The 21,099-nt window shown below is 68.3% G+C and carries 18 protein-coding genes and 1 tRNA gene; 6 read left to right on the top strand and 13 right to left on the bottom strand.

The window, feature by feature from the left end; genetic code table 11:
* Window positions 1-62: 62 nt before the first annotated feature.
* Entirely contained in the window at window positions 63-521 is a 459-nt protein-coding gene (locus MST3598_RS13495) for a RidA family protein (protein WP_021199126.1), read from the bottom strand.
* Window positions 518-742: a hypothetical protein gene (locus tag MST3598_RS13500; protein WP_021199127.1), complete on the bottom strand. Its 225-nt coding sequence runs from the start codon at window positions 740-742 to the stop codon at window positions 518-520. Before MST3598_RS13500 ends, MST3598_RS13495 begins: the two co-directional genes overlap by 4 nt.
* 89 nt (window positions 743-831) lie before the next feature.
* Here MST3598_RS13500 and MST3598_RS13505 point away from each other — a divergent pair, with 89 nt between their 5' ends.
* The 6 genes from MST3598_RS13505 (at window position 832) to MST3598_RS13530 (ending at window position 6,651) form a co-directional block, all read left to right on the top strand.
* Complete coding sequence (locus MST3598_RS13505) at window positions 832-3,396, top strand: transglycosylase domain-containing protein (RefSeq protein ID WP_029258710.1); 2,565 nt, start codon at window positions 832-834, stop codon at window positions 3,394-3,396.
* A complete protein-coding gene (locus tag MST3598_RS13510; protein ID WP_029258711.1) occupies window positions 3,387-4,328 on the top strand; it encodes a metallophosphoesterase in 942 nt (313 codons plus the stop codon). The genes MST3598_RS13505 and MST3598_RS13510 overlap by 10 nt, the downstream gene beginning before the upstream one ends.
* Window positions 4,329-4,383: 55 nt before the next feature.
* Window positions 4,384-4,460, top strand: a tRNA-Pro gene (locus MST3598_RS13515).
* 67 nt (window positions 4,461-4,527) lie between these two features.
* Complete coding sequence (locus MST3598_RS13520) at window positions 4,528-5,004, top strand: VanZ family protein (protein ID WP_021199130.1); 477 nt, start codon at window positions 4,528-4,530, stop codon at window positions 5,002-5,004.
* Window positions 5,001-5,756 carry an HAD-IIB family hydrolase gene (locus MST3598_RS13525; protein WP_029258713.1) on the top strand — a complete coding sequence of 252 codons (756 nt, stop codon included), beginning with the start codon at window positions 5,001-5,003 and terminating at the stop codon, window positions 5,754-5,756. The genes MST3598_RS13520 and MST3598_RS13525 overlap by 4 nt, the downstream gene beginning before the upstream one ends.
* A gap of 52 nt (window positions 5,757-5,808) precedes the next feature.
* Window positions 5,809-6,651, top strand: coding sequence for a DUF1295 domain-containing protein (locus MST3598_RS13530; protein ID WP_029258714.1), 843 nt, complete (start codon window positions 5,809-5,811; stop codon window positions 6,649-6,651).
* A gap of 42 nt (window positions 6,652-6,693) precedes the next feature.
* On the opposite strand, the gene MST3598_RS13535 is transcribed toward MST3598_RS13530, so the two are convergent.
* The 11 genes from MST3598_RS13535 to MST3598_RS13585 form a co-directional block, all read right to left on the bottom strand.
* A complete protein-coding gene (locus MST3598_RS13535; protein ID WP_029258715.1) occupies window positions 6,694-7,953 on the bottom strand; it encodes an alpha-hydroxy acid oxidase in 1,260 nt (419 codons plus the stop codon).
* Window positions 7,954-7,963: 10 nt separating this feature from the next.
* Entirely contained in the window at window positions 7,964-8,686 is a 723-nt protein-coding gene (locus MST3598_RS13540) for a FadR/GntR family transcriptional regulator (protein WP_029258716.1), read from the bottom strand.
* 213 nt (window positions 8,687-8,899) lie between these two features.
* Entirely contained in the window at window positions 8,900-9,553 is a 654-nt protein-coding gene (locus MST3598_RS13545; protein ID WP_021199135.1) for a thymidine kinase, read from the bottom strand.
* A 9-nt stretch (window positions 9,554-9,562) separates the two neighbouring features.
* Window positions 9,563-11,035: a malate:quinone oxidoreductase gene (locus MST3598_RS13550; protein WP_021199136.1), complete on the bottom strand. Its 1,473-nt coding sequence runs from the start codon at window positions 11,033-11,035 to the stop codon at window positions 9,563-9,565.
* A gap of 83 nt (window positions 11,036-11,118) precedes the next feature.
* Window positions 11,119-12,189 carry an aspartate-semialdehyde dehydrogenase gene (locus tag MST3598_RS13555; protein ID WP_021199137.1) on the bottom strand — a complete coding sequence of 357 codons (1,071 nt, stop codon included), beginning with the start codon at window positions 12,187-12,189 and terminating at the stop codon, window positions 11,119-11,121.
* 180 nt (window positions 12,190-12,369) lie between these two features.
* Window positions 12,370-13,650: an aspartate kinase gene (locus tag MST3598_RS13560; RefSeq protein ID WP_029258718.1), complete on the bottom strand. Its 1,281-nt coding sequence runs from the start codon at window positions 13,648-13,650 to the stop codon at window positions 12,370-12,372.
* 227 nt (window positions 13,651-13,877) lie between these two features.
* Window positions 13,878-14,795, bottom strand: coding sequence for a DMT family transporter (locus tag MST3598_RS13565; protein ID WP_029258719.1), 918 nt, complete (start codon window positions 14,793-14,795; stop codon window positions 13,878-13,880).
* On the bottom strand, window positions 14,792-15,385 hold the full coding sequence (recR, locus tag MST3598_RS13570; RefSeq protein ID WP_021199140.1) for a recombination mediator RecR: 594 nt from the start codon (window positions 15,383-15,385) through the stop codon (window positions 14,792-14,794). Before recR ends, MST3598_RS13565 begins: the two co-directional genes overlap by 4 nt.
* The gene (locus tag MST3598_RS13575) at window positions 15,385-17,694 is read right to left on the bottom strand and encodes a DNA polymerase III subunit gamma and tau (protein WP_029258720.1); all 2,310 of its coding nucleotides are present in this window, start codon (window positions 17,692-17,694) and stop codon (window positions 15,385-15,387) included. The genes recR and MST3598_RS13575 overlap by 1 nt, the downstream gene beginning before the upstream one ends.
* Before the next feature lie 45 nt (window positions 17,695-17,739).
* Window positions 17,740-20,244, bottom strand: coding sequence for a glycoside hydrolase family 65 protein (locus MST3598_RS13580; protein WP_029258721.1), 2,505 nt, complete (start codon window positions 20,242-20,244; stop codon window positions 17,740-17,742).
* Window positions 20,241-20,999, bottom strand: coding sequence for an HAD family hydrolase (locus tag MST3598_RS13585; protein WP_096359602.1), 759 nt, complete (start codon window positions 20,997-20,999; stop codon window positions 20,241-20,243). Before MST3598_RS13585 ends, MST3598_RS13580 begins: the two co-directional genes overlap by 4 nt.
* Between the last annotated feature and the right edge of the window lie 100 nt (window positions 21,000-21,099).

A 21,099-nucleotide genomic window follows, 5' to 3' on the forward strand; every position in this document is an offset into this window, starting at 1 on the left:
GCGCCTCCCCCGACGGGGAGGCGCGTTTCTGGTTCACCGGCGGCTGGATGCCGCGCCGGGTGTCAGGCCAGCAGGAAGGCGACCTCGACCTCGACCGGGCTGCCGAGCGGAAGCTCGGCGACGCCGACGGCCGCGCGGGCGTGACGCCCGGCATCGCCGAAGATCTCACCGAGTACCTCGCTCGAGCCGTTGATGACGCCGGGCTGACCGGTGAAGCCCTCCGCCGAGGCGACGAAGCCGCCGACGCGGAGCACACCGACGATGCGATCGATCCCGCCGGCCGCATCCGCTGCCGCGGCGAGGGCGTTGAGCGCGCAGGTGCGGGCGTAGGACTTGGCGTCCTCGGCGGAGACCTCGCCGCCGACCTTGCCGACGGCCGGAAGCGCACCGTCGACGAACGGAAGCTGCCCGGAGGTGTAGACGAGACCGCCGTGCACGACCGCCGGGACGTAGGCGGCGACCGGGGCAGCGACGGCCGGGAGCTCGATGCCGAGTTCGGCAAGACGGGCGGAGACGCTCATGCCTGGCCTCCCTCGAACTGACGGGCGGCCTGTTCTGCGGCTGCGAGACCGGCGTTCGTCGACGCATCCGACGTCACGGGGCGCTTCAAGTAGGCGACGAGCCCGCCCTCGGGGCCCTGCACGACCTGGACGAGCTCCCAGCCCTGCTTGCCCCAGTTGTTGAGGATGGCTGCGGTGTTGTGGATCAGCAGCGGCGTGGTGAGGTACTCCCACGTGGTCATGGCACTCCTGTCGATCGGGGCACGACACCCGAGATCCGGGGCGGGCTCGTCAAAGGCGGTATTCAGGGAACTCCCCTACGATCAAGCGTATGCCCCAAAAGAATCGCACGGTGAGAGGCGTGCTCGGCGGTCTCGTCGGGCTCGTCGGCCTGAGCGCCGTCGCCGGTCTCCTCGTCACGGCCAGCGTCACTCCGGTCCTCGCGATGACCGGTCTCGCAGGCACCCAGGCCCTCACGCTCTTCGATCAGCTCCCCGAGAGCCTCGACCCGAGCACGCCGATGGAGCAGTCGACCATCTACGCGACCGCCCCCGACGGATCCCAGGTCGAACTCGCGTCGTTCTACGAGCAGAACCGTGTCCCCGTGACGTACGAACAGGTCTCCCCGAACCTGTACGACGCGATCCTCTCGAGTGAGGACAAGAACTTCTACAGCCACGGCGGCGTCAACATCGGCGCCACGGTGAAGGCTCTGGTGGACAACGTACGCGGCACGTCCAGCCGTGGTGCGTCGACCATCAGCCAGCAGTACGTGAAGAACGTCCTCATCCAGAAGTGCGAGCAGGAGGTCGACACCACGTCCGACACCTACTCTGAGGACCTCCAGCAGTGCTGGAAGGATGCGACCAACGCGACCGGGGCCAAGGGCATCGAGCGCAAGCTGCAGGAGATGCGCTACGCGATCCAGATCGAGAAGGACTTCTCGAAGAACGACATCCTGCTCGGCTACCTGAACATCGCCAACTTCGGTGGCACTGTGTACGGCATCGAGGCCGCCGCGAACTACTACTTCTCGACGACCGCGGCGAACCTCACGGTCGCGCAGTCGGCGACTCTCGCGGGCATCGTGCAGAACCCCAACACGTATCGCATCGACAAGGCCGAACAGGGCACGACCACCAACGCCGAGGGCGTCGCCCTGAACACTGCGGCGGACGGATACTCGCTCACGAAGGACCGCCGACACTACGTGCTCGGGCGCATGCTCACGGACGGCAAGATCACGCAGGCGCAGTACGACGAAGCCGATGCCTCGGAGATCGCCCCCGCGCTGAACCCACCGACGCAGGGATGCGCCTCCGCAGGCACGAGCGCCTACTTCTGCCAGTACGTGAAGTCGATCGTGCTGAACGACGAGGCCTTCGGCAAGACCCAGCAGGAGCGGACGGATCTGCTCCGCCGCGGTGGCCTCAAGATCTACACGACGCTGGACTACCGCATCCAGAACCCCGCCGCCGAGAAGATGGCCGAGGTTGTTCCCGCCAACGCCGACAACCAGTACTTCGGGGCGGCCGGCGTCTCGGTCGAGGTCGGCACCGGCCGAATCCTCTCCATGACGCAGAACACGACCTTCACCGAGACTCCCACCGATGATCAGGCCTACTCCTCCCTGGTGTTCGCGGGCGATAAGAACCACGGGAACTCGGGTGGCTTCCAGGTCGGCTCGACCTACAAGCTCTTCACGCTGATCGACTGGCTCGAGAAGGGCCACTCCGTCAACGAGGTTCTCAACGGAAGCGTGCAGACGAACCTGAAGATCCCCGTCTGCGGAGCCAAGCAGAACGCCAACACCAAGGAGATCGGCAACTTCGGTGGCGGTGGCGGTGGAACCGGATCCGTGCTGAGCTTCACGAAGAACTCGCTCAACAGTGGTTACTTCGCGATGGCGTCGAAGCTCGATATCTGCGACATCAACAAGGTCGCCGACCGTATGGGTGTCACACTGGCGAACGGCGACAAGGTCACCGACGAGAACGTGCCCTTCGACGTGCTCGGCCCGAAGAACATCTCCCCCCTCGCGATGGCGAACGCCTACGCGACCGTCGCGAGCGGTGGGAAGTACTGCACACCGCGCGCGATCGATCGCGTCGTCGGCCCCGACGGTCAGGACCGCGAACTGCCGGCATCGTCGTGCACCGACGGAGTGATCTCTCCCGAGGTCGCCGCGACGGCCGCCTTCGCGTTGCAGAGCGTCATGGGTGGCGGCGGCACCGGTTCCCGGGCGAACCCCAACGACGGCACGCCGCTGATCGGCAAGACCGGAACGCACGACACCTGGTCGACGATGATGATCGAGTCCAGCACCAAGGTCGCCACGGCGGTCTGGGCCGGCCGCTGGCAGGGCCAGGAGAACATCTACCGCAAGAGGGCCAACGGCTGGAACCTCAACGACATGCGTTACCCGGTGGCGCAGGCCGCGCAGGCCGCAGCGAACGCTGCGTACGGTGGAGACGCCTTCCCGAAGCCCGATGGCAAGCTCACCCGACAGCAGCTGACGACGGTTCCGAGTGTCGTGGGCAAGTCCGTCGAGGAAGCGACCGCGATCCTGACGGACGCCGGCTTCCAGGTCTCTGTCGGAGGAGCAGTGGACAGCGACCTCGCCGTCGGCCTGGTCGCCGGCCAGGATCCGACCGGGGAGGCGGCCACTGGCGCGACGGTGACCCTCACGACCAGCAACGGACAGGGCACGACCGTCCCGGCGAATCTCGTCGGGATGTCGAGAGCCCAAGCCTCTGCCGCGCTCGGCGCCGCAGGATTCACGAATATCGAATTCGACAACTCCTGCAATCCACCGACCTCCGTCGTCGGCGGATCCGACCCTGCGCCCGGCACCGCGGCCAGCAAGTCCACCGCCGTGCGTGTGACGTGCCAGTAGCGGCCCGTCGCGGCGCGCACCCGGCCCTCATCGCGCTCGGCGCGGTGGGGGCCGTGGGTGCCGGCGCCGCCATCTGGGGGATCGGGATCGAGCGGTACCTGTTCACCGTGCGCGAGGCCTCAACAGTGGCTCTCCCGCCCGGTGCCGCACCGCTGCGTATCCTGCACATCTCCGATGCGCACATGGCGCCGTGGCAGCATCGCAAGCAGGACTGGCTCGCCTCCCTCGCCGAGCTGAAGCCCGACCTCATCGTGAACACCGGGGACAATCTCGGCCACGAGAACGGACTCGACGGCATCCGGCGCGCTTTCGCTCCGTTCGCCGGCATCCCCGGCGTGTTCGTGCACGGCTCGAACGACGTCGCCGCGCCGTCTCCGCGGAACCCTTTCCGCTACTTCCTCGGACCGTCCAAGAAGCACCACAAGCCGGAGCTTCTCGACACGGACGCGATGGATCGGTACTTCGCGGACGAGCTGGGCTGGATCGAGCTCAACAACTCTGCGGCGCGGCTGAACATCGCGGGCAGCGACGTCGATCTCTTCGGTGTCGACGACGCTCACCGCGATTGGGACCGTCTGGATGAGCTTCCCGATGCCATCGCGGCTCTCGGTGCCCGCGACGCAGCGACGCCCGTCCTCGGCGTCACGCACGCGCCCTATCAGCGGGTGCTCAACGGCTTCATCGATCTCGGTGCCGATGCGATCCTCGGTGGCCACACGCACGGCGGTCAGGTGTGCATTCCCGGGTACGGGGCTCTCGTGGCGAACTGCGACATCCCGCTCAAGCAGGCCAAGGGGCTCAGCACCTGGTCGCACGGCGGCCGCACTGTGCCGCTCAACGTCAGCGCGGGGTGTGGACACTCCATCTACGCGCCGGTCCGGTTCGCCTGCCGCCCCGAGGCGACGCTGCTCACTCTGACCGCACAGGTGTGATCCGGCCTCGATTCGGCGCAGGGAACATTTCCCTGTAGACTCGGAGGGTTGCAAACGGGGTGTGGCGCAGCTTGGTAGCGCGCTTCGTTCGGGACGAAGAGGTCGCAGGTTCAAATCCTGTCACCCCGACCAGTAACACCGGAAGGCCGCCCTCAGGGGCGGCCTTCTCTGTACCGGGACCGTGCACGAAAGGGAACGCATGAACTCTCTGCTCCCGCCGCCGCGCCGTTTCACCCGGGCCTGGGCGATCGCCCTCGGTGTCCCCTTCCTGATCGGCCTCGCCGCCCTCACCCTCACGCCGTCGAAGGTCGAGGAGTCGATGCCGAATCTGCTCGACCTCGTGCTCGCCACAGCTCACCGTCTCGGCTGGGAGTGGCTCGACTTCACCCGGCTCGAGATCATCGCGAACGTGCTCGTCTTCGTGCCGGTCGGCATCCTCGCCTTCCTACTCCTCCCCCGTCGTATCTGGTTCCTCGCTGTGCTGGTGGGGCCGCTGCTGTCAGCGATGATCGAGATCGCCCAACGTGTGGCTCTCCCCCACCGCGCGGCCACCGTGAACGATGTCGTCGCCAACTCGACGGGCGCCATCATCGGCGTCGCCGTCGCGGTCGCCTTCACCCTGCTGATCGCCCCGAGATCCTCCCAGCGTCCACCTTCTAGGCTGGAGACATCATGACCGCGCCCACACTCGTCGCCTTCGATCTCGATGACACGCTCGCCCCCTCCAAGGGCCTGATCGACCCGCGGATCGCCGCGCTGCTCCGCACTCTGCTGCGCACCGTCGACGTCGCCATCATCTCCGGAGGGAACGAGGCGCAGTTCCGCTCGCAGGTGATCGCACAGCTCGGAGACGCTGACCCCTCGGATCTCGCCCGGCTGCACCTCCTGCCCACCTGCGGCACCCGCTACCTCCGCCACGACGGCACGGACTTCGCCCCGGTCTACGCCCACGATCTCAGCGAGGCCGACAAGCAGGCGGCCCTCACGGCTCTGCGCGAAGAGGCCGAGCGCCTCGGACTCTGGGAGGCCGAGCCGTGGGGCGACATCCTCGAGGACCGCGGATCGCAGATCACCTTCTCGGCGCTCGGTCAGCGTGCGCCGCGCGAGGCGAAGCACGACTGGGACCCGACGGGCGCCAAGCGGGCTGCGCTGCGGGATGCGGTCGCCGCACGCCTTCCCGGTCTCGAGGTGCGCTCGGGCGGTTCGACCTCGATCGACATCACCCAAGCCGGTATCGACAAGGCCTTCGGGATGCGGCAACTCGCCGCGCACACCGGCATCGCCCTCACCGAGATGCTGTTCTACGGCGACCGGCTCGATGAGGGGGGCAACGACTACCCCGTGCTCGCGATCGGTGTTCCCGCCATCGCCGTCGACGGCTGGGAAGACACCGCAGACAAGCTCGACGCGCTTCTGCTGACGCTCTGACCTTCGCGGTGTCGCGCTGCGCGACCCTACGCGAGAGTCCTAGCATGGCGTCATGGATGCCCTGCTGATCGTCATCATCGTCGCCGCGGCCACCAGCGCCGTCTGCTGGGTGCTCTCCCTGATCACCCGCGACACCTCCTGGGTCGACCGCGCGTGGTCGATCGTGCCGGTGGCCTACGTCTGGATCTTCGTCGCCGGCGCTTTCGTGAACGGTGACGGGTCGGCGCGTGTGGTCGTGATGGGTGTGCTCGCCACCGCGTGGGGCGCACGCCTGACCTTCAACTTCGCCCGCAAGGGTGGCTACACCGGGATGGAGGACTACCGCTGGGCCATCCTGCGTGGGCGGATGCGGCCCTGGCAGTTCCAGATCTTCAACGCGCTGTTCATCATCTGCTATCAGATGGCGCTGCTCGTGCTCATCACGCTGCCGACGCTGGTCGCCGCACAGCATCCTTCGGCCCTCACCGGGTGGGATGCGCTGTTCATCGCCGCATTCGTCGCCTTCCTCGTCGGAGAGACGATCGCCGATCAGCAGCAGTGGGTGTTCCATCAGCGGAAGAAGCAGGCGGGTGGCACGCTCGCACCGGGATTCGCCACGACGGGCCTCTTCCGATACAGCCGGCACCCGAACTTCTTCTTCGAGCAGGCGCAGTGGTGGGCCTTCTACGCGATCGGAGCGACGGCTGCGGTCACCGGCGGAGCCGGCGTCATCGGCGGGGTGCTGAATCCGACGATCGTCGGTCCGGCTCTGCTGACCGTGCTCTTCATCGGCTCGACGATCTTCACCGAGTCGATCACCGCGTCGAAGTATCCGGCGTACGCCCAGTACCGCAAGACCACGTCGATGCTGGTGCCGTGGCCCCCACGCACCAGGGCGGTGGCCACGCAGTCCTGAGACGACGTGGCCACCTCCCGGTCAGATCCGGACGAGCAGGGCTCAGTGCACGCGGGCTTCCGCGGCGGCGCGGGCCACGGGAACCAAGCGGGTCAACTGGGTCACGTGCGCGGGCTCGAGCTCGGCGAGCGAGGCGACACCCAGCAGGCGCATCGTGCGTTCGATCTCGCTGCGCAGGATCGCGATCGTGCGGTCGACACCCTGACGTCCGCCCGCCATCAGACCGTAGAGGTACGCCCGTCCGATCAGCGTGAAGTCCGCTCCAAGCGCCACCGCGGCGACGATGTCCGCACCGTTCATGATGCCGGTGTCGATCATCACCGTGAAGTCGTCGCCCACGGCCTTGCGCACCTCGGGAAGCAGGTGGAACGGGATCGGTGCACGGTCGAGCTGGCGGCCACCGTGGTTCGAGAGGACGATTCCGTCGACTCCGGCATCGCGCAGACGCACCGAGTCCTCGACGTTCTGCACGCCCTTGATCACGATCTTGCCTGGCCAGATATCGCGGATGACGGCGAGATCGTCATAGCTGATCGTGGGGTCCATCGCGGCGTCCAGCAGCTCGCCCACGGTCCCCCCGGTGGTGCTGAGCGAGGCGAACTCGAGCTTCGGGGTGGTGAGGAAGTCATACCACCACCATGGGCGCGGGATCGCGTTGATGATCGTGCCGAGGGTCAGCTGCGGCGGGATGCTGAACCCGTTGCGCTTATCGCGCAGACGCGCTCCCGCGACCGGGGTGTCCACCGTGAACTGCAGGGTGTCGAACCCCGAGGCGGCGGCGCGACGGGTGAGCTCGTAGGAGATCTCACGGTCGCGCATGACGTAGAGCTGGAACCAGTTGCGTCCGTGCGGGTTGGCAGCCTTCACGCCCTCGATCGAAGTGGTGCCGAGGGTCGAGAGCGTGAACGGGATCCCGGCGGCGGCCGCGGCGCCCGCGCCCGCCGTCTCCCCCTCGGTCTGCATCAGACGGGTGAACCCGGTCGGGGCGATTCCGAACGGCAGAGCGGACGGACCGCCGAGGATCTCGACGCTGGTGTCGACGGTCGGCGCCGGTCGCAGGATCCCGGGGTGGAACTCCACGTCCTGGAACGCCTGACGTGCGCGCGTGAGCGACAGCTCGCCCTCGGCGGCGCCGTCGGTGTAGTCGAACGCGGCCTTCGGCGTGCGGCGCTTGGCGATCAGGCGAAGATCATCGATCGTGAGAGCACCCTCCAACCGTCGCTTGCGACCGTCGAGTTCGGGCTTCTTGAACTTCATCAGCTCGAGGAGCTCGACGGGGTTGGGGAATTGGCGCTGCACCATGATGTGCCTCTCAGATCTGGGGGTGGATCTCACGGGTCAGGCCCGCGGACATGTAGTAGCCGGTGATGTGCGTGTGGACCAGGGAACGCGCTGTCTCGACGTCGGCGGCATCGATCGCCGCGACGAGTGCGTGGTGCTCGGCGCGAAGCCGCATCGCCATCGCCTCCCAGTCGGCGATCGCGGAGACGCCCGCCTGCACGTAGGACTCGATCGAGGAACGAAGACCCGCCATCATCGCGGCGATGACCGTGTTTCCGCTGGCCTCGGCGAGCGAGAGGTGCAGCTGCGCGTCGAGGGCGAGGAACTCCGACGGGGCGAGGCCCGGGGCGTCCATCGCGGCGAGCAGTTCATGGGCGCGGTCCGTGTCGCGCTCGGGGGCGCCTGCCATCGCGGCGACGACCGCGTCTTCGAGCACCAGACGCGTGCGCACGACGTCGTCGAGCGGGAAGCCTTGCGCCGCCACCTGGAGCCGCAGCAGCGCTGACATGCCACCGGTGGGCGTGGCGATGACGATGGCGCCCGATTGCGGGCCCGAGCCAGTCGCCGTGCGGATGAGCCCCATCACTTCGAGCACCCGGAACGCCTCGCGCACGCTCGAGCGTCCGACGCCGAGTTCGGATGCCAGATCACGCTCGGACGGGAGACGATCACCCGGGCCGAGACGTCCGTCGAGGAGGTCGCGTTCGATGTGCTCGAGCACGAGTCGCCATGCGCGCGCCGGCTGGTCGGTCATCGAACCTCCTGTGGTCTGACCACAGAGTATCGCGTGTGGTCAGACCACGCAAACAGGCACGCTCGATCCCCGCCCCGCATGCGCACCTCAGGAAGAAGACGACGACGTGCGTCGCAGACGGCTCACCGCGGCACGGGGCCGACTGTCTTCCTGGATTGTGCACGGCTGCGCGACGGCAGCGGCCGACGGGCGCCTCGACGGATCGGGCCGACCTCAGCCCAGGCGACCACCGGACTCTTCGAGGTAACAGGTACCGCAGAGCGACTCATAGGTGGTCAGCTCCGGCGAGGCCGATCCGGTCGCGCCCTCGTCGATAGCGACCTGGTCGCCGTCGAACACGAACCGTCCACCGACGACGCGACCGTTGAACACGGCCTTCCGCCCACAGCGGCAGATGGTCTTGAGTTCCTCCAGCGAGTGCGCGATCGCGAGCAGTCGCGCGGATCCGGGGAAGGCATGAGTGAGGAAGTCGTTGCGGATGCCGTAGGCGATGACCGGGATTCCGTCGACCACCGCGATGCGGAAGAGATCATCGACCTGGGTCGGCGTGAGGAACTGCGCCTCGTCGATCAGCAGGCAGGCGACGTCGCTCGGCCCTTCCGGCAGCAGCTCGTCGTCCGACGCATGCTGCATGCGCCCGCGATGTGCGGCGAAGATCGCGCGCGCATCGTCATCGGGATCGATCAGGAAGTCGACCCGACGGGTGACCCCGAGCCGACTCTCGATCTCGGATGCCCCCTTGGTGTCGATCGCCGGCTTCGCGAGAAGCACGTGCTGCCCGCGCTCCTCGTAGTTGTAGGCGGCCTGCAGCAGGGCGGTCGATTTTCCGGAGTTCATCGCGCCGTAGCGGAAGTAGAGCTTCGCCACGGTGCGACCTCAGACGTTGATGCCGAGTGCGGCTGCGGTCGCTGCGGTCGACTTCTCGGCGAGCTCCGGATTCTCGTTCAGCTTCTCGCCGAACGTGGGGATCAGCGCGCGCAGCTCGGGCTCCCAACCCGGGTACTCCGCGGGGAAGCACTTCTTGAGCAGATCGAGCATGATCGGCACGGCGGTCGAGGCGCCCGGAGAAGCACCGAGCAGACCCGCGATCGACCCGTCGGCCGCCGCGACGACCTCGGTACCGAACTGCAGGATGCCACCCTTCTTCGGGTCCTTCTTCATGACCTGGGCGCGCTGGCCGGCGTCGATGAGCGTCCAGTCCTCGTCCTTCGCAGTCGGCATGAACGTACGCAGGCTGTCGACCTTCTTGGCGTGGTTCTTCAGCAGCTCGCTGATGAGATACGTGATGAGATCGGGGTTCTTCACCGCCACCTGCAGCATCGGCAGCAGGTTGTGCGCGCGCACCTGCGAGACGATGTCGAGCATCGACCCGTTCTTCAGGAACTTCGGGCTGAAGGTCGCGAACGGCCCGAACATGAGCGAGGCCTCGCCGTCGACGACACGCGTGTCGAGGTGCGGGACCGACATGGGCGGAGCACCCACCGACGCCTGCGAGTACACCTTCGCCTTGTGCTGGGCGACGATCGTCGGGTTGGTGGTCTTGAGGAACTGGCCGCCGATCGGGAAGACGCCGTAGCCCTTGATCTCCGGGATGCCGGAATTCTGCAGCAGCTTGAGAGCCCAGCCGCCGGCCCCGACGAACACGAAGCGCGCCTTGACCTCGCTCGGGGTGTGACCGATGCTGTTGCGGTACTTGACCAGCCAGGTACCGTCCTTCTGCTTCTTCAGACTGCGCACCTCGTGGTTGGTGCGCAGCGTGACGCCGGAGTCGGTCAGGTGGTCGAACAGCTGGTGCGTGAGGGCGCCGAAATCGACGTCGGTGCCCGCGGGAACGCGGGTCGCGGCGAACGGCTCGCCCTTCACGCGCTGCTGCATGAGGAGCGGCGCCCACTTGTTGATGACGCGGGAATCCTCGCTGTACTCGATGCCCGCGAACAGCGGCTGCTTCTTGAGTACCTCGTACCGGTTCTTGAGGTACGCGACATCCTTCTCACCGCGCACGAACGTCATGTGCGGCGTCGCGTTGATGAAGGTCGACGGCGCATCGAGCACGCCCTTCTCCACCAGCGACGACCAGAACTGCCGGCTCTGCTGGAACTGCTCGTTGATCGAGACCGCCTTGGCGGGGTCGAGCGGGGCATCACCCTGCTGCGGCATGTAGTTCAGCTCGCACAGTGCGGCGTGCCCCGTGCCGGCGTTGTTCCACGGGTTCGAACTCTCCTGAGCCACCTCGGAGAGTCGCTCGAAGGCGACGATCTTCCACTCCGGCTGCAGCTCGTGCAGGAGAGTACCCAGGGTGGCGCTCATGATGCCACCGCCGATCAGGACGACATCGACGTTTTCAGTCACCGAACCAGTCTAGTTCGCGGGCACGCCACCGCCGACCATGCGGCACGGCCCGGTCAGACCGCTTCCACATCGCGGGGATACCGTCAGGCTATGACCGCCAGGCGCTCTGCCAGGATCTCGGCGATCTGCACGGCGTTCAGCGCCGCCCCCTTGCGCAGGTTGTCGTTGCTGAGGAACAGCACGAGCCCCTTGCCCTCGGGGGCGGACTGGTCGGCGCGGATGCGACCGACGAAGCTCGGGTCCTTCCCCGCGGCCTGCAACGGGGTGGGAACCTCGTCGAGCACGACACCCGGAGCGACGCTCAGCACCTCGCGCGCACGCTCGGGCGTGATGTCGCCGGCGAACTCGACGTTGATCGACAGCGAGTGCCCGGTGAAGACCGGCACCCGCACGCAGGTGCCCGCGACACGGAGGTCCGGGAGTTCGAGGATCTTGCGGCTCTCGTTGCGGAGCTTCTTCTCCTCGTCGGTCTCGTTGTCGCCGTCGTCGACGAGGTTGCCGGCGAACGGGATCACGTCGAACGCGATCGGCGCGATGTACTTCTCGGGCTCGGGGAAGTCGACCGCCGACCCGTCGTGCACGAGGCGGAGGGTGTCGCCTTGTGCGAGCACGCCCTCGACCTGGCCGAGGAGCTCCTGGGCACCGGCGAGGCCGGAGCCGGAGACAGCCTGGTAGGTCGACACGATCAGACGCTCGAGACCGGCCTCGGCGTGCAGGGCCTTCAGCACCGGCATCGCGGCCATCGTGGTGCAGTTCGGGTTCGCGATGATGCCCTTGGGGCGCTCGTCGATCGCGTGCGGGTTGACCTCGCTGACCACGAGCGGGACCTCGGGGTCCATGCGCCAGGCGCTGGAGTTGTCGACGACCACGGCGCCGGCGGCGGCGAAGCGCGGCGCATAAGCGCGGCTCGCGGTGGCTCCGGCCGAGAACAGGGCGATGTCGATGCCCGCGACATCCGCCGTCTCGACGTCTTCGACGATGACCGTCGCGCCACCGAATTCGATGGCCGTGCCGGCCGAGCGCGCGGAGGAGAACAGGCGCAGGTCGCGGATCGGGAACGACCGCTCGGCGAGAATCTCGCGCATCACGGTGCCCACCTGGCCGGTGGCGCCGACGATGGCGACGGAGAGTCCTGAATCGGAGATGCGGGTCATGATGTTCCTTGGCGTCGTGCGGTACTGCGTACGAGGCTTCGGGCGCGGCGTCGGGGTGATGAAGCTGCGCCTGGCGCCGGTGTCAGGGTTTCGGCGAGTCTACCGTGGTCTCACGAACTGCCGGCGCTGCGTCCCGATGGGGCACGGAGTCGGCAGGAAAACGGCGATGAACGGCGGAGATCAGCGGCCGGTGCCGGCGTGGACCGTGGCTTCGGCGTCGCCGTCGAGTCCGTAGGCGGTGTGCACGGTGCGCGCGGCCTCGGTGAGGTCGGTGTCGCGCAGCACGACCGAGATGCGGATCTCCGAGGTCGAGATCATCTCGATGTTGATCCCCCCGGCCGACAGCGCCTCGAAGAGGGTCGCGGAGACACCCGAGTGCGTGCGCATGCCCGCGCCGACGACAGACAGCTTGCCGATCTGGTCGTCGTGAATCAGGTTCTGGAACCCGACCTCGGTCTGCTCTCCGGCGAGGGCCTTGAGGGCGGCCGCCGCATCCGCCTTGGGAACGGTGAAGGAGATATCGGTGCGTCCGGTGGCCGAGACGTTCTGCACGATCATGTCGACGTTCGCACCCGACTTCGCGACGATCTTGAAGATCTCGGCGGCCTTGCCCGGCACATCGGGCACGCCCGCGACCGTGATCTTGGCCTGGCTGAAGTCGGTGGCGACGCCGGCGACGATCGGTTCTTCCATGACTGCTCCCTCGGCTTCGCGGGGGTTCTTCATACCCTCGCCCAGAACGTATGTGCCCTCGGCCGACGAGAACGTCGACCGAGCGTGAATCAGGACGCCGTGACGGCGTGCGTACTCGACGGCGCGGATGTACAGCACCTTGGCCCCGTTGGCGGCGAGCTCCAGCATCTCCTCGCTCGAGACGTGGTCGAGCTTCTGTGCCTTCGGGATCACGCGCGGATCGGCGGTGAAGATGCCGTCGACGTCGCTATAGATCTCGCAGACGTCGGCATCGAGCGCGGCGGCGAGGGCGACGGCGGTCGTGTCGGATCCGCCGCGACCGAGCGTGGTGATGTCACGGGTGTCGCGGTTGAAGCCCTGGAACCCGGCGACGATCACGATCGCGCCCTCGTCCAGAGCTTCGCGCAGACGCACGGGCGTGACATCGACGATGCGGGCGGCACCGTGCTGCGAGTCGGTGATCATGCCCGCCTGGCTGCCCGTGAACGACCGCGCCTCGAAGCCCATGGAGTGGATCGCCATGGCCAGCAGCGCCATCGAGATGCGCTCTCCGCTGGAGAGGAGCATGTCGAGTTCACGCGGCGCGGGAATCGGTGCGACCTCGTTGGCGAGATCGAGCAGCTCGTCGGTGGTGTCGCCCATGGCGCTCACGGCGACGACCACGTCGTGACCGGCACGACGCGTATCGACGATGCGCTTGGCGACGCGCTTGATGCTCTCTGCGTCGGCGACGGACGAGCCGCCGTACTTCTGCACGATGAGGGCCACGATCACTCCCTGGGATGACGGGCGGATCCGCCCACGCTCATTCTACGATCGGCGCGTATGCCCCGTTGCGCATGTGTCAGGCCGCGGTGCATCGAGTGCACAGGATGTCGCCGAGTGCACAGGATGTTCGCGTGAGCAAGCCGTGCACTCGACAGCAAGCCGTGCACTCGACGACTCGGAGTGGGAGGTGCGCGGCGCGGCGCGCGGCAGGAGGTGCGGGGCGCGGCTCAGAGGGAGGGCGGGAGAGCCTGGGGAGAGACCGGCCGCAGCCGACCACCTGTGGCGGCGAACCAGCACCCGACGATGATCAGCGGGAAGCCCAGCAGCAGGCCGGGGGTCAACGGCTCGGCGAGGACGAGGGCTCCGAGGACGATCGCGACCACCGGATTCACATAGGTGAACAGTGGCGCGCGCACCGGACCGACTTCGCGGATGAGCGCGAAGAAGGCCAGGAAGGCCACCGCCGTGCAGATCACGGCGAGCGCGAGCAGCGCGACGATCGACGGCAGAGTGGGCACCTCGTGCTGAGTGAGCAGCCCGATCGGGAGGTAGCAGATCCCGATCATGAGAAGAGAGAGGGTGATGGTGCCGAGGGACGGCACATCGTTGAGCTTGCGAGCGACGATGAAGGGCGCGGTCGCATACAGCACCGCGACCAGCAGCACCTCGCCGGCCGCGAGAAGACTGACCTCACCACCGAAGAGCCCGGGGCCCGCGACCACCACCGCGACACCGACGAACCCGACGAGCAGACCGATCCCGCGGGCCGGCCGCAGCACGCCGCGGTCGCCACCGCCGAGAGCGATGAGAGCGGCGAACAGCGGCACGGTCGCCACCAGCAGGCCCGTCATGCCGGAGGGCAGCGTCATCTCGGCGTGCCCGAGCAACAGGAAGGGGCCCGCCATCTCGACGACGCCGAACGCGAGCACCCACGGCCAGTGCTTCAGAGCGGCACGCAGCGCACCGCTGCGGAGGGCGAACGGCAGCAGCAGCAGAGCCGCGATGAGCGTGCGCCCCGCCACGATCGCCGGTGGCGAGAACGACTCGACCGCGACGCTGATGAACAGATACGGAACTCCCCACAGCAGCGCCATGGCACCGAAGAGGAGCCAGCCACGACGTGAGAAGCCCGTGTGGGGGCTCACAGGATGCGCCGGCCTTCGAAGGCGCGACCGAGGGTGACCTCGTCGGCGTACTCGAGATCGCCGCCGACGGGCAGGCCCGAAGCGAGACGGGAGACCGTGATCTGCATCGTCGTCAGCAGGCGGCTGAGGTAGCTCGCGGTCGCCTCCCCCTCGAGATTGGGGTTGGTGGCGAGGATGACCTCCTGCACGGTGCCGTCGGCGAGGCGGGTCATGAGCTGGGCGATGCGCAGGTCGTCCGGTCCGATACCGGCGATGGGGCTGATCGCTCCGCCGAGGACGTGGTAGAGGCCCCGGAACTCCCTGGTGCGCTCGATGGCGGCGACGTCTTTGGCGTCTTCGACCACACAGATCAGCGCCTGGCTGCGACGCGGGTCGCGGCAGATGGCGCAACGCTCCTGCTCGGCGACGTTGCCGCAGATCTCGCAGAACCGCACGCGGAGACGGATCTCACTGAGCAGCTCAGCGAGACGAGCGACGTCGAACGTCGGCGTCTGCAGGATATGGAACGCGATCCGCTGCGCGGACTTCGGGCCGATGCCGGGGAGCCGACCGAACTCGTCGATCAACTCCTGAACGATGCCGTCGTACATCAGGAGAACCTCGTCGGGGGCTCGTAGGGCTCTTCGCGCAGGAATGTCGCGCCGAGCACCTGGCGGATCACGGCCTCACCGTAGCGCTGCACTCCTCCGACGGAGGGCGAACGCTCGATCACGACCGGCGGAGTGGCGACGGCCGTGCGCTGCGTCTGCGGCGCCGACCGGTCAGGAGCAGCCCCGCGCGACACGGACGGGTCGGCCGGCGGCTCGTACGAGGGGTCGTACGGAGGCTCATCGTCGTAGGCCGGAGCCTCGTCGTCGCCGGGCAGCGGCGGTTCGTCGCGATCGATGACACCGTCGGACGGGGGAACCGGTGCCGAGGCCGCTGCCTCGACCTCTTCGGGCTCATCGTCGACGGGGAGCGGCGCGGACGGTATCGGAGCGTCGCGCACCGACTCCTCGTTCGCGGTCGGAATCGACGCGACGGCCCACTCCGTCACCGACGATGCGGACGCGCCACGGACCTGCGAACGAGGGGAACGCGCTGACGCAGGCTCCGATGCGGGAGCGGAATCATTCGGTGCCGAGGATCCGGACGACGCCGGCTGGCGCGGGGCACCCCCGGTCGGCATCGGGGCGGGGAGGTACTTCACGCGGACGCCGAGCTCGTTCTCGATCGCGGAACGCAGGTGGTCGGAAGGCCCTGAGCCCGGGATCGTGCCCTTGAACTTGGCAACATCGTGCTGGCTGGTGAATCCGAGCGTGAGCACCTCGGTCTCGGTGACGTACGCCAGGGGCTGCACGGCCGTGGCCAGCAGCCAGGACGTGCGGCTGATGCTCTCGAGCCGCGTCAGCACGGCGGGCCACGCGGCGCGGATGCGCTCGAACGTGACCGGTCCCTGCGATGCCGCAGGAGCCGCGGGTTCCGCAGGAGCCGCGGGTTCCGGTACGGCACCGTCGGATACCGCACCGACGCTCTCGCTCGCTGCCTCCTCGACGACCCGAGTCTGAGCAGCGGAAGCAGGAGCGGATTCGACGACGACCGGCTCCGGCGTGTGCGTGGAGGCGGCCGGGCTGACGGGAGCCGCCGGGGCCACAGACGCCGGGGCCGCGGGAGCCGATGAACCTGCCGAAGCCGCGATCGTGGATGACGCGGAAGGCGCCGGCGCTGCCGGGGTCGCGACCTGTCGGGCGGGAGCCGCGGTACGCTCCCCCGCCGGCGCGGGCGCAGCCACGGCGGCATCCGTCGCTCCCGCGAGCACCCGTGCGACCATGAGCTCGAGATGCAGGCGCGGAGATGTGGCTCCCGACATGTCGTCGAGTGCCGCACTCACCACGTCGGCCGTGCGCGAGAGGCGTGCGGAGCCGAATTCTGCGGCCTGGGCGCGCATGCGCTCCAGGTCGTCTTCGGCGATACCGCGCAGGACGGCGGATGCGCCGGCGCCGACCGCCGCGATCACGATGAGATCGCGCAGACGCTCGAGCAGATCGTCGACGAAGCGACGGGGGTCCTGCCCGGTCTGCACGACCCGGTCGATCGCGGGGAACGCGGTCGCCGCGTCGCCCGCGGCGAGCGCGTCGACGATCTCGTCGAGGAGGGCGGCATGCGTGTACCCGAGCAGGGAGACGGCGCGCGCATAGCCGACGGTGACCGTCTCCGAACCTGCGGGGGCGTCGGAGCCGGCGATCAGCTGGTCGAGCAGCGAGAGCGTGTCACGGGGCGAGCCGCCGCCGGCGCGGACCACGAGCGGGAGGACACCCTGTTCGACGATCACGCCTTCTTCGGCGCACAGCTTGGCGACGTACTCGAGCATCGCGGCCGGCGGGACGAGCCGGAACGGGTAGTGGTGGGTGCGCGAGCGGATCGTGCCCAGCACCTTCTCGGGCTCGGTGGTCGCGAAGATGAACTTCACGTGCTCCGGCGGCTCTTCGACGAGCTTGAGCAGCGCGTTGAAGCCCTGGGGCGTCACCATGTGCGCCTCGTCGAGGATGAAGATCTTGTACCGGTCGCGGCTGGGGGCGAATGTCGCCCGCTCGCGCAGGTCGCGCGCGTCGTCGACGCCGTTGTGGCTCGCCGCGTCGATCTCGACGACATCGAGTGATCCGCCGCCGGCCCGAGACAGCTCCACACAGCTCGGGCAGACGCCGCAGGGCACGTCGGTCGGCCCCTCGGCGCAGTTCAGGCACCGCGCCAGGATGCGCGCGGACGTGGTCTTGCCGCACCCGCGGGGGCCGGAGAACAGATAGGCATGGCCGACCCGGTCACCGCGCAACGCCGTCATGAGCGGATCGGTCACCTGGGACTGCCCGATCATCTCGCCGAACGTCTCGGGTCGGTAGCGGCGGTAGAGGGCTGTGGTCACCTCAACAGCCTACGGCGTGCCACCGACCTTCGGCGGGCCCGAGCATCAGTCGATCGTCTCGATCACCGGGATCGTCGTCGTGATCACGGGAACGGATGCCGACATGCGCGTGCCGTCCTCGCGTCGAGCGTCGGCGAACTGTCGGAGCGTCGGACGACCGGGGAGCAGGGGACCCTGATCCGCGAGCGGCACGACGACCTCGTCGTCGACGGTCGCGATGTACGCGGTCTCTCGCACGCTGAAGGGAACGGGGGGTCCGTTCCTCACCTGCACCCGCAGCTCGGCCGCAGTCACCGTCACGTGCAGCGTCGATCCCTGCCACTGCAGCGGGAACGACAGCGACGGCCAGCTCGCCGGAAGCCGCGGGTCGAAGCTCAGTTCGCCGGCGTAGTCGCGCATCCCGCCGAAACCGCACACCAGAGCCGTCCACACCCCGCCGGCGGAAGCGACGTGCACGCCGTCCGCCGCGTTGTGGTGCAGGTCGTGCAGGTCGACGAACAGCGACTGCTCGAAGTACTTCTGCGCGAGGTCCTGATACCCCACCTCGGCGGCGAGGATCGACTGCACGACGGCCGAGAGAGTCGAGTCGCCGGTGGTCAGCGGGTCGTAGTAGTCGAAGTCCGCCTTCTTCTCCTCTGGCGTGAAGTGATTGCCCTGCAGGAAGAGCGCCAGCACGACGTCGGCCTGCTTGAGCACCTGGAACCGGTAGATCACGAGGGGGTGGAAGTGCAGCAGGAGCGGACGCTGATCGGCGGGCGTATTGGCGAGGTCCCACACCTCACGCTCGAGGAACAGCGAATCCTGCGGGTGGATGCCGAGTCCCTCGCTGTAGGGGATGTACATGGCCTCTGCGGCGCGATCCCAGGCTTCGGCCTCGCCGGGGCCGAGGCCGGTGCGGTCGACCAGCTTCACGTAGTCGTCGGGATAGCTCTCCCTGATCTCGCGCACGATCTTGGCCGCGTAGCGGAGGTTGTAGCGCGCCATGACGTTCGTGTAGAGGTTGTCGTTCACGACCGTCGTGTACTCGTCGGGGCCGGTGACGCCGTGGATGTGGAACGTCTCGGTCCCCTCCCCCGGCATGCCTTCGATCAACCGGGAGGCACGCCAGAAGCCGAGGGTCGCCCACAACCGGGCGGTCTCGATCGCGATGTCGGCGCCTTCCCGACGCAGGAACTCCTCGTCCCCCGTCGCACGCACGTACTTGCCCAGGGCGAAGCTGATGTCGGCGTTGATGTGGTACTGCGCCGTGCCGGCCGCGTAGTAGGCCGAGGCCTCCTCGCCGTTGATCGTGCGCCAGGGGAAGAGCGCCCCCGCCTCGTTGAGCTGCGCGGCCCGACGACGTGCGGCCGGGAGCATGCGCACGCGGGCGCGCAGCGCGTTGTATGCCCAGCGTGGCGAGGTGTACGTGAGGAACGGGAGCACGTAGATCTCGGTGTCCCAGAAGTAGTGCCCGCTGTATCCCGAACCGGAGACGCCCTTGGCGGGGACTCCGGCGCCGTCGGCACGCGCCGAGGCCTGGGCGAGCTGGAACAGGCACCAGCGGGTGGCCTGCTGCAGGTCGTCGCGCCCGCCGATCTGCACGTCGCTGCGCTCCCAGAACGCGTCGAGCCATTCCCGCTGCCGACGGAACACGGTCTCGACGCCCTCGTCCGCCGCCCGGTCGAGCGAGCGACGGCAGCGGTCGACGAGCTCGCGCGGGGGTACGCCTCGCGACGTGTGGTAGCTGACGAGCTTGGTCACGGTGATCGGCACGCCGGCCTTCGCCTGCACACGGAACACGTTCTTGGCGATGTCCGGTTCCACCAGCGTGCGGGCGTTGTACTCGTTCTCGGTCTCGACGACGTGATCGGCGACCACGGCGACGGTCATGCCCGAATCGGCGACACGATAGGAGAGCGCGGATCGCAGCCCGTCCTGCCAGTGCTCGGCCGGCTCCAGCACGCGGTCGGCGATCTTCTCGGCCTTGCGGGGGTCGAACGCCGCGGCCTTCGTGCCGATCGGTGTGCCCGCGTAGACGCCCGCACCGTCCTGCCTGTTGAGCAGCTGGCAGCTGATGGTGACGGGCGCGTCGGCGTTCTCGACCACGACCTCGAGGCGCAGCACGGCGAGATGACGCTCCTCGAAGCTGACGATGCGCTCGTCCCGCATGCGCACGCGCTTGCCCGAGGGCGTCTCCCAGACCACGTGGCGCTCCAGCACGCCGGTGCGCAGGTCGAGTGTGCGCCGGTACTCGCGCACATCGGCGTCGTCCAGCGAGACCGGCTCATCGTCGACGTACACGCGCATGACCTTGGCATCCGGCGCGTTGACGATCGTCTGCCCGACCTCTGCGAAGCCGTAGGCCTGCTCGGCGTGACGGATCGGCCAGGTCTCGTGCAGGCCGTTGATGAACGTGCCGTGCTCCTGCGCGCCGCGACCCTCGATGTGGTTGCCGCGCAGGCCGAGATAGCCGTTGCCGACGGAGAACAGCGTCTCTCCGACGCCCTCCTCCGAGTAGTGAGTGTCGATCAGACGCCACGGGTCGACGGGGAAGCGGTCGCGGTCGATCATGCGGTCTCCGGGATGTCGGTGCGGGAAGAGGGAAGGAGGACGGCGAGGTCGTCGACCACGACGGTGGCGCCGGCCGCGCGCAAGGCGTCGGCACCCGTGCCACGGTCGACGCCGACCAGGGTTGCGAAGCCGGCCGCGGCAGCGGAGGCGGCGCCGGACGTGGCGTCCTCCACGGCGACCGCACGGGCGGGGTCGATCCCGAGGGCGACGGCACCGGCGGCGAACATGTCGGCGGCGGGTTTGGAGGCGAGTCCGTCGCGTTCGGCCACGACGCCGTCGACGACGATCCGGAAGAAGGAGCGCAGGCCCGCGGCCCCCAGGACCTCTTCGGCGTTCTTGGAGCTCGACACCACGCCGAGCGGGACTCCGGCGGAATGCAGGCTCTCGACGAGTGCGAGCGAGCCGGGATACGGCGCGATCCCCTGGCCGCGCAGCGATGCGGCGAACGCGGCGTTCTTGCGGTTGCCGATACCGCACACGGTCTCGGCCGAGGGGTCGTCGTCGACGTCGCCCCACGGCAGCTCGACGTTGCGACTGTGCATCAGGCTCGCGACGCCGTCGTAGCGCTTCTTGCCGTCGACGTAGTCGTAGTAGTCGGCATCGGTGTACGGCGGAGTGATCCCCCATCGCGCGAACACATCGTCGAACACGGCCTTCCAGGCGCGCATGTGCACCTCGGCCGTCGGGGTGAGCACGCCGTCGAGGTCGAAGAGCACGCCGTCGGCGTGGAACAGGTCGGGCAGTGCTTCAGGCACAGAGCCTCCAGGAGAAGGGCGATCGTCGGGCCGGCACCTCTCCGTGCCACTGTGCAAGCGTAATGCGGTCGCGCGCCGCGGGGTAACCCCTGCGGGAGGA

Origin of the sequence: Microbacterium sp. TPU 3598 (assembly GCF_002356155.1) — a bacterium.
GTDB lineage: Bacteria > Actinomycetota > Actinomycetes > Actinomycetales > Microbacteriaceae > Microbacterium > Microbacterium maritypicum_A.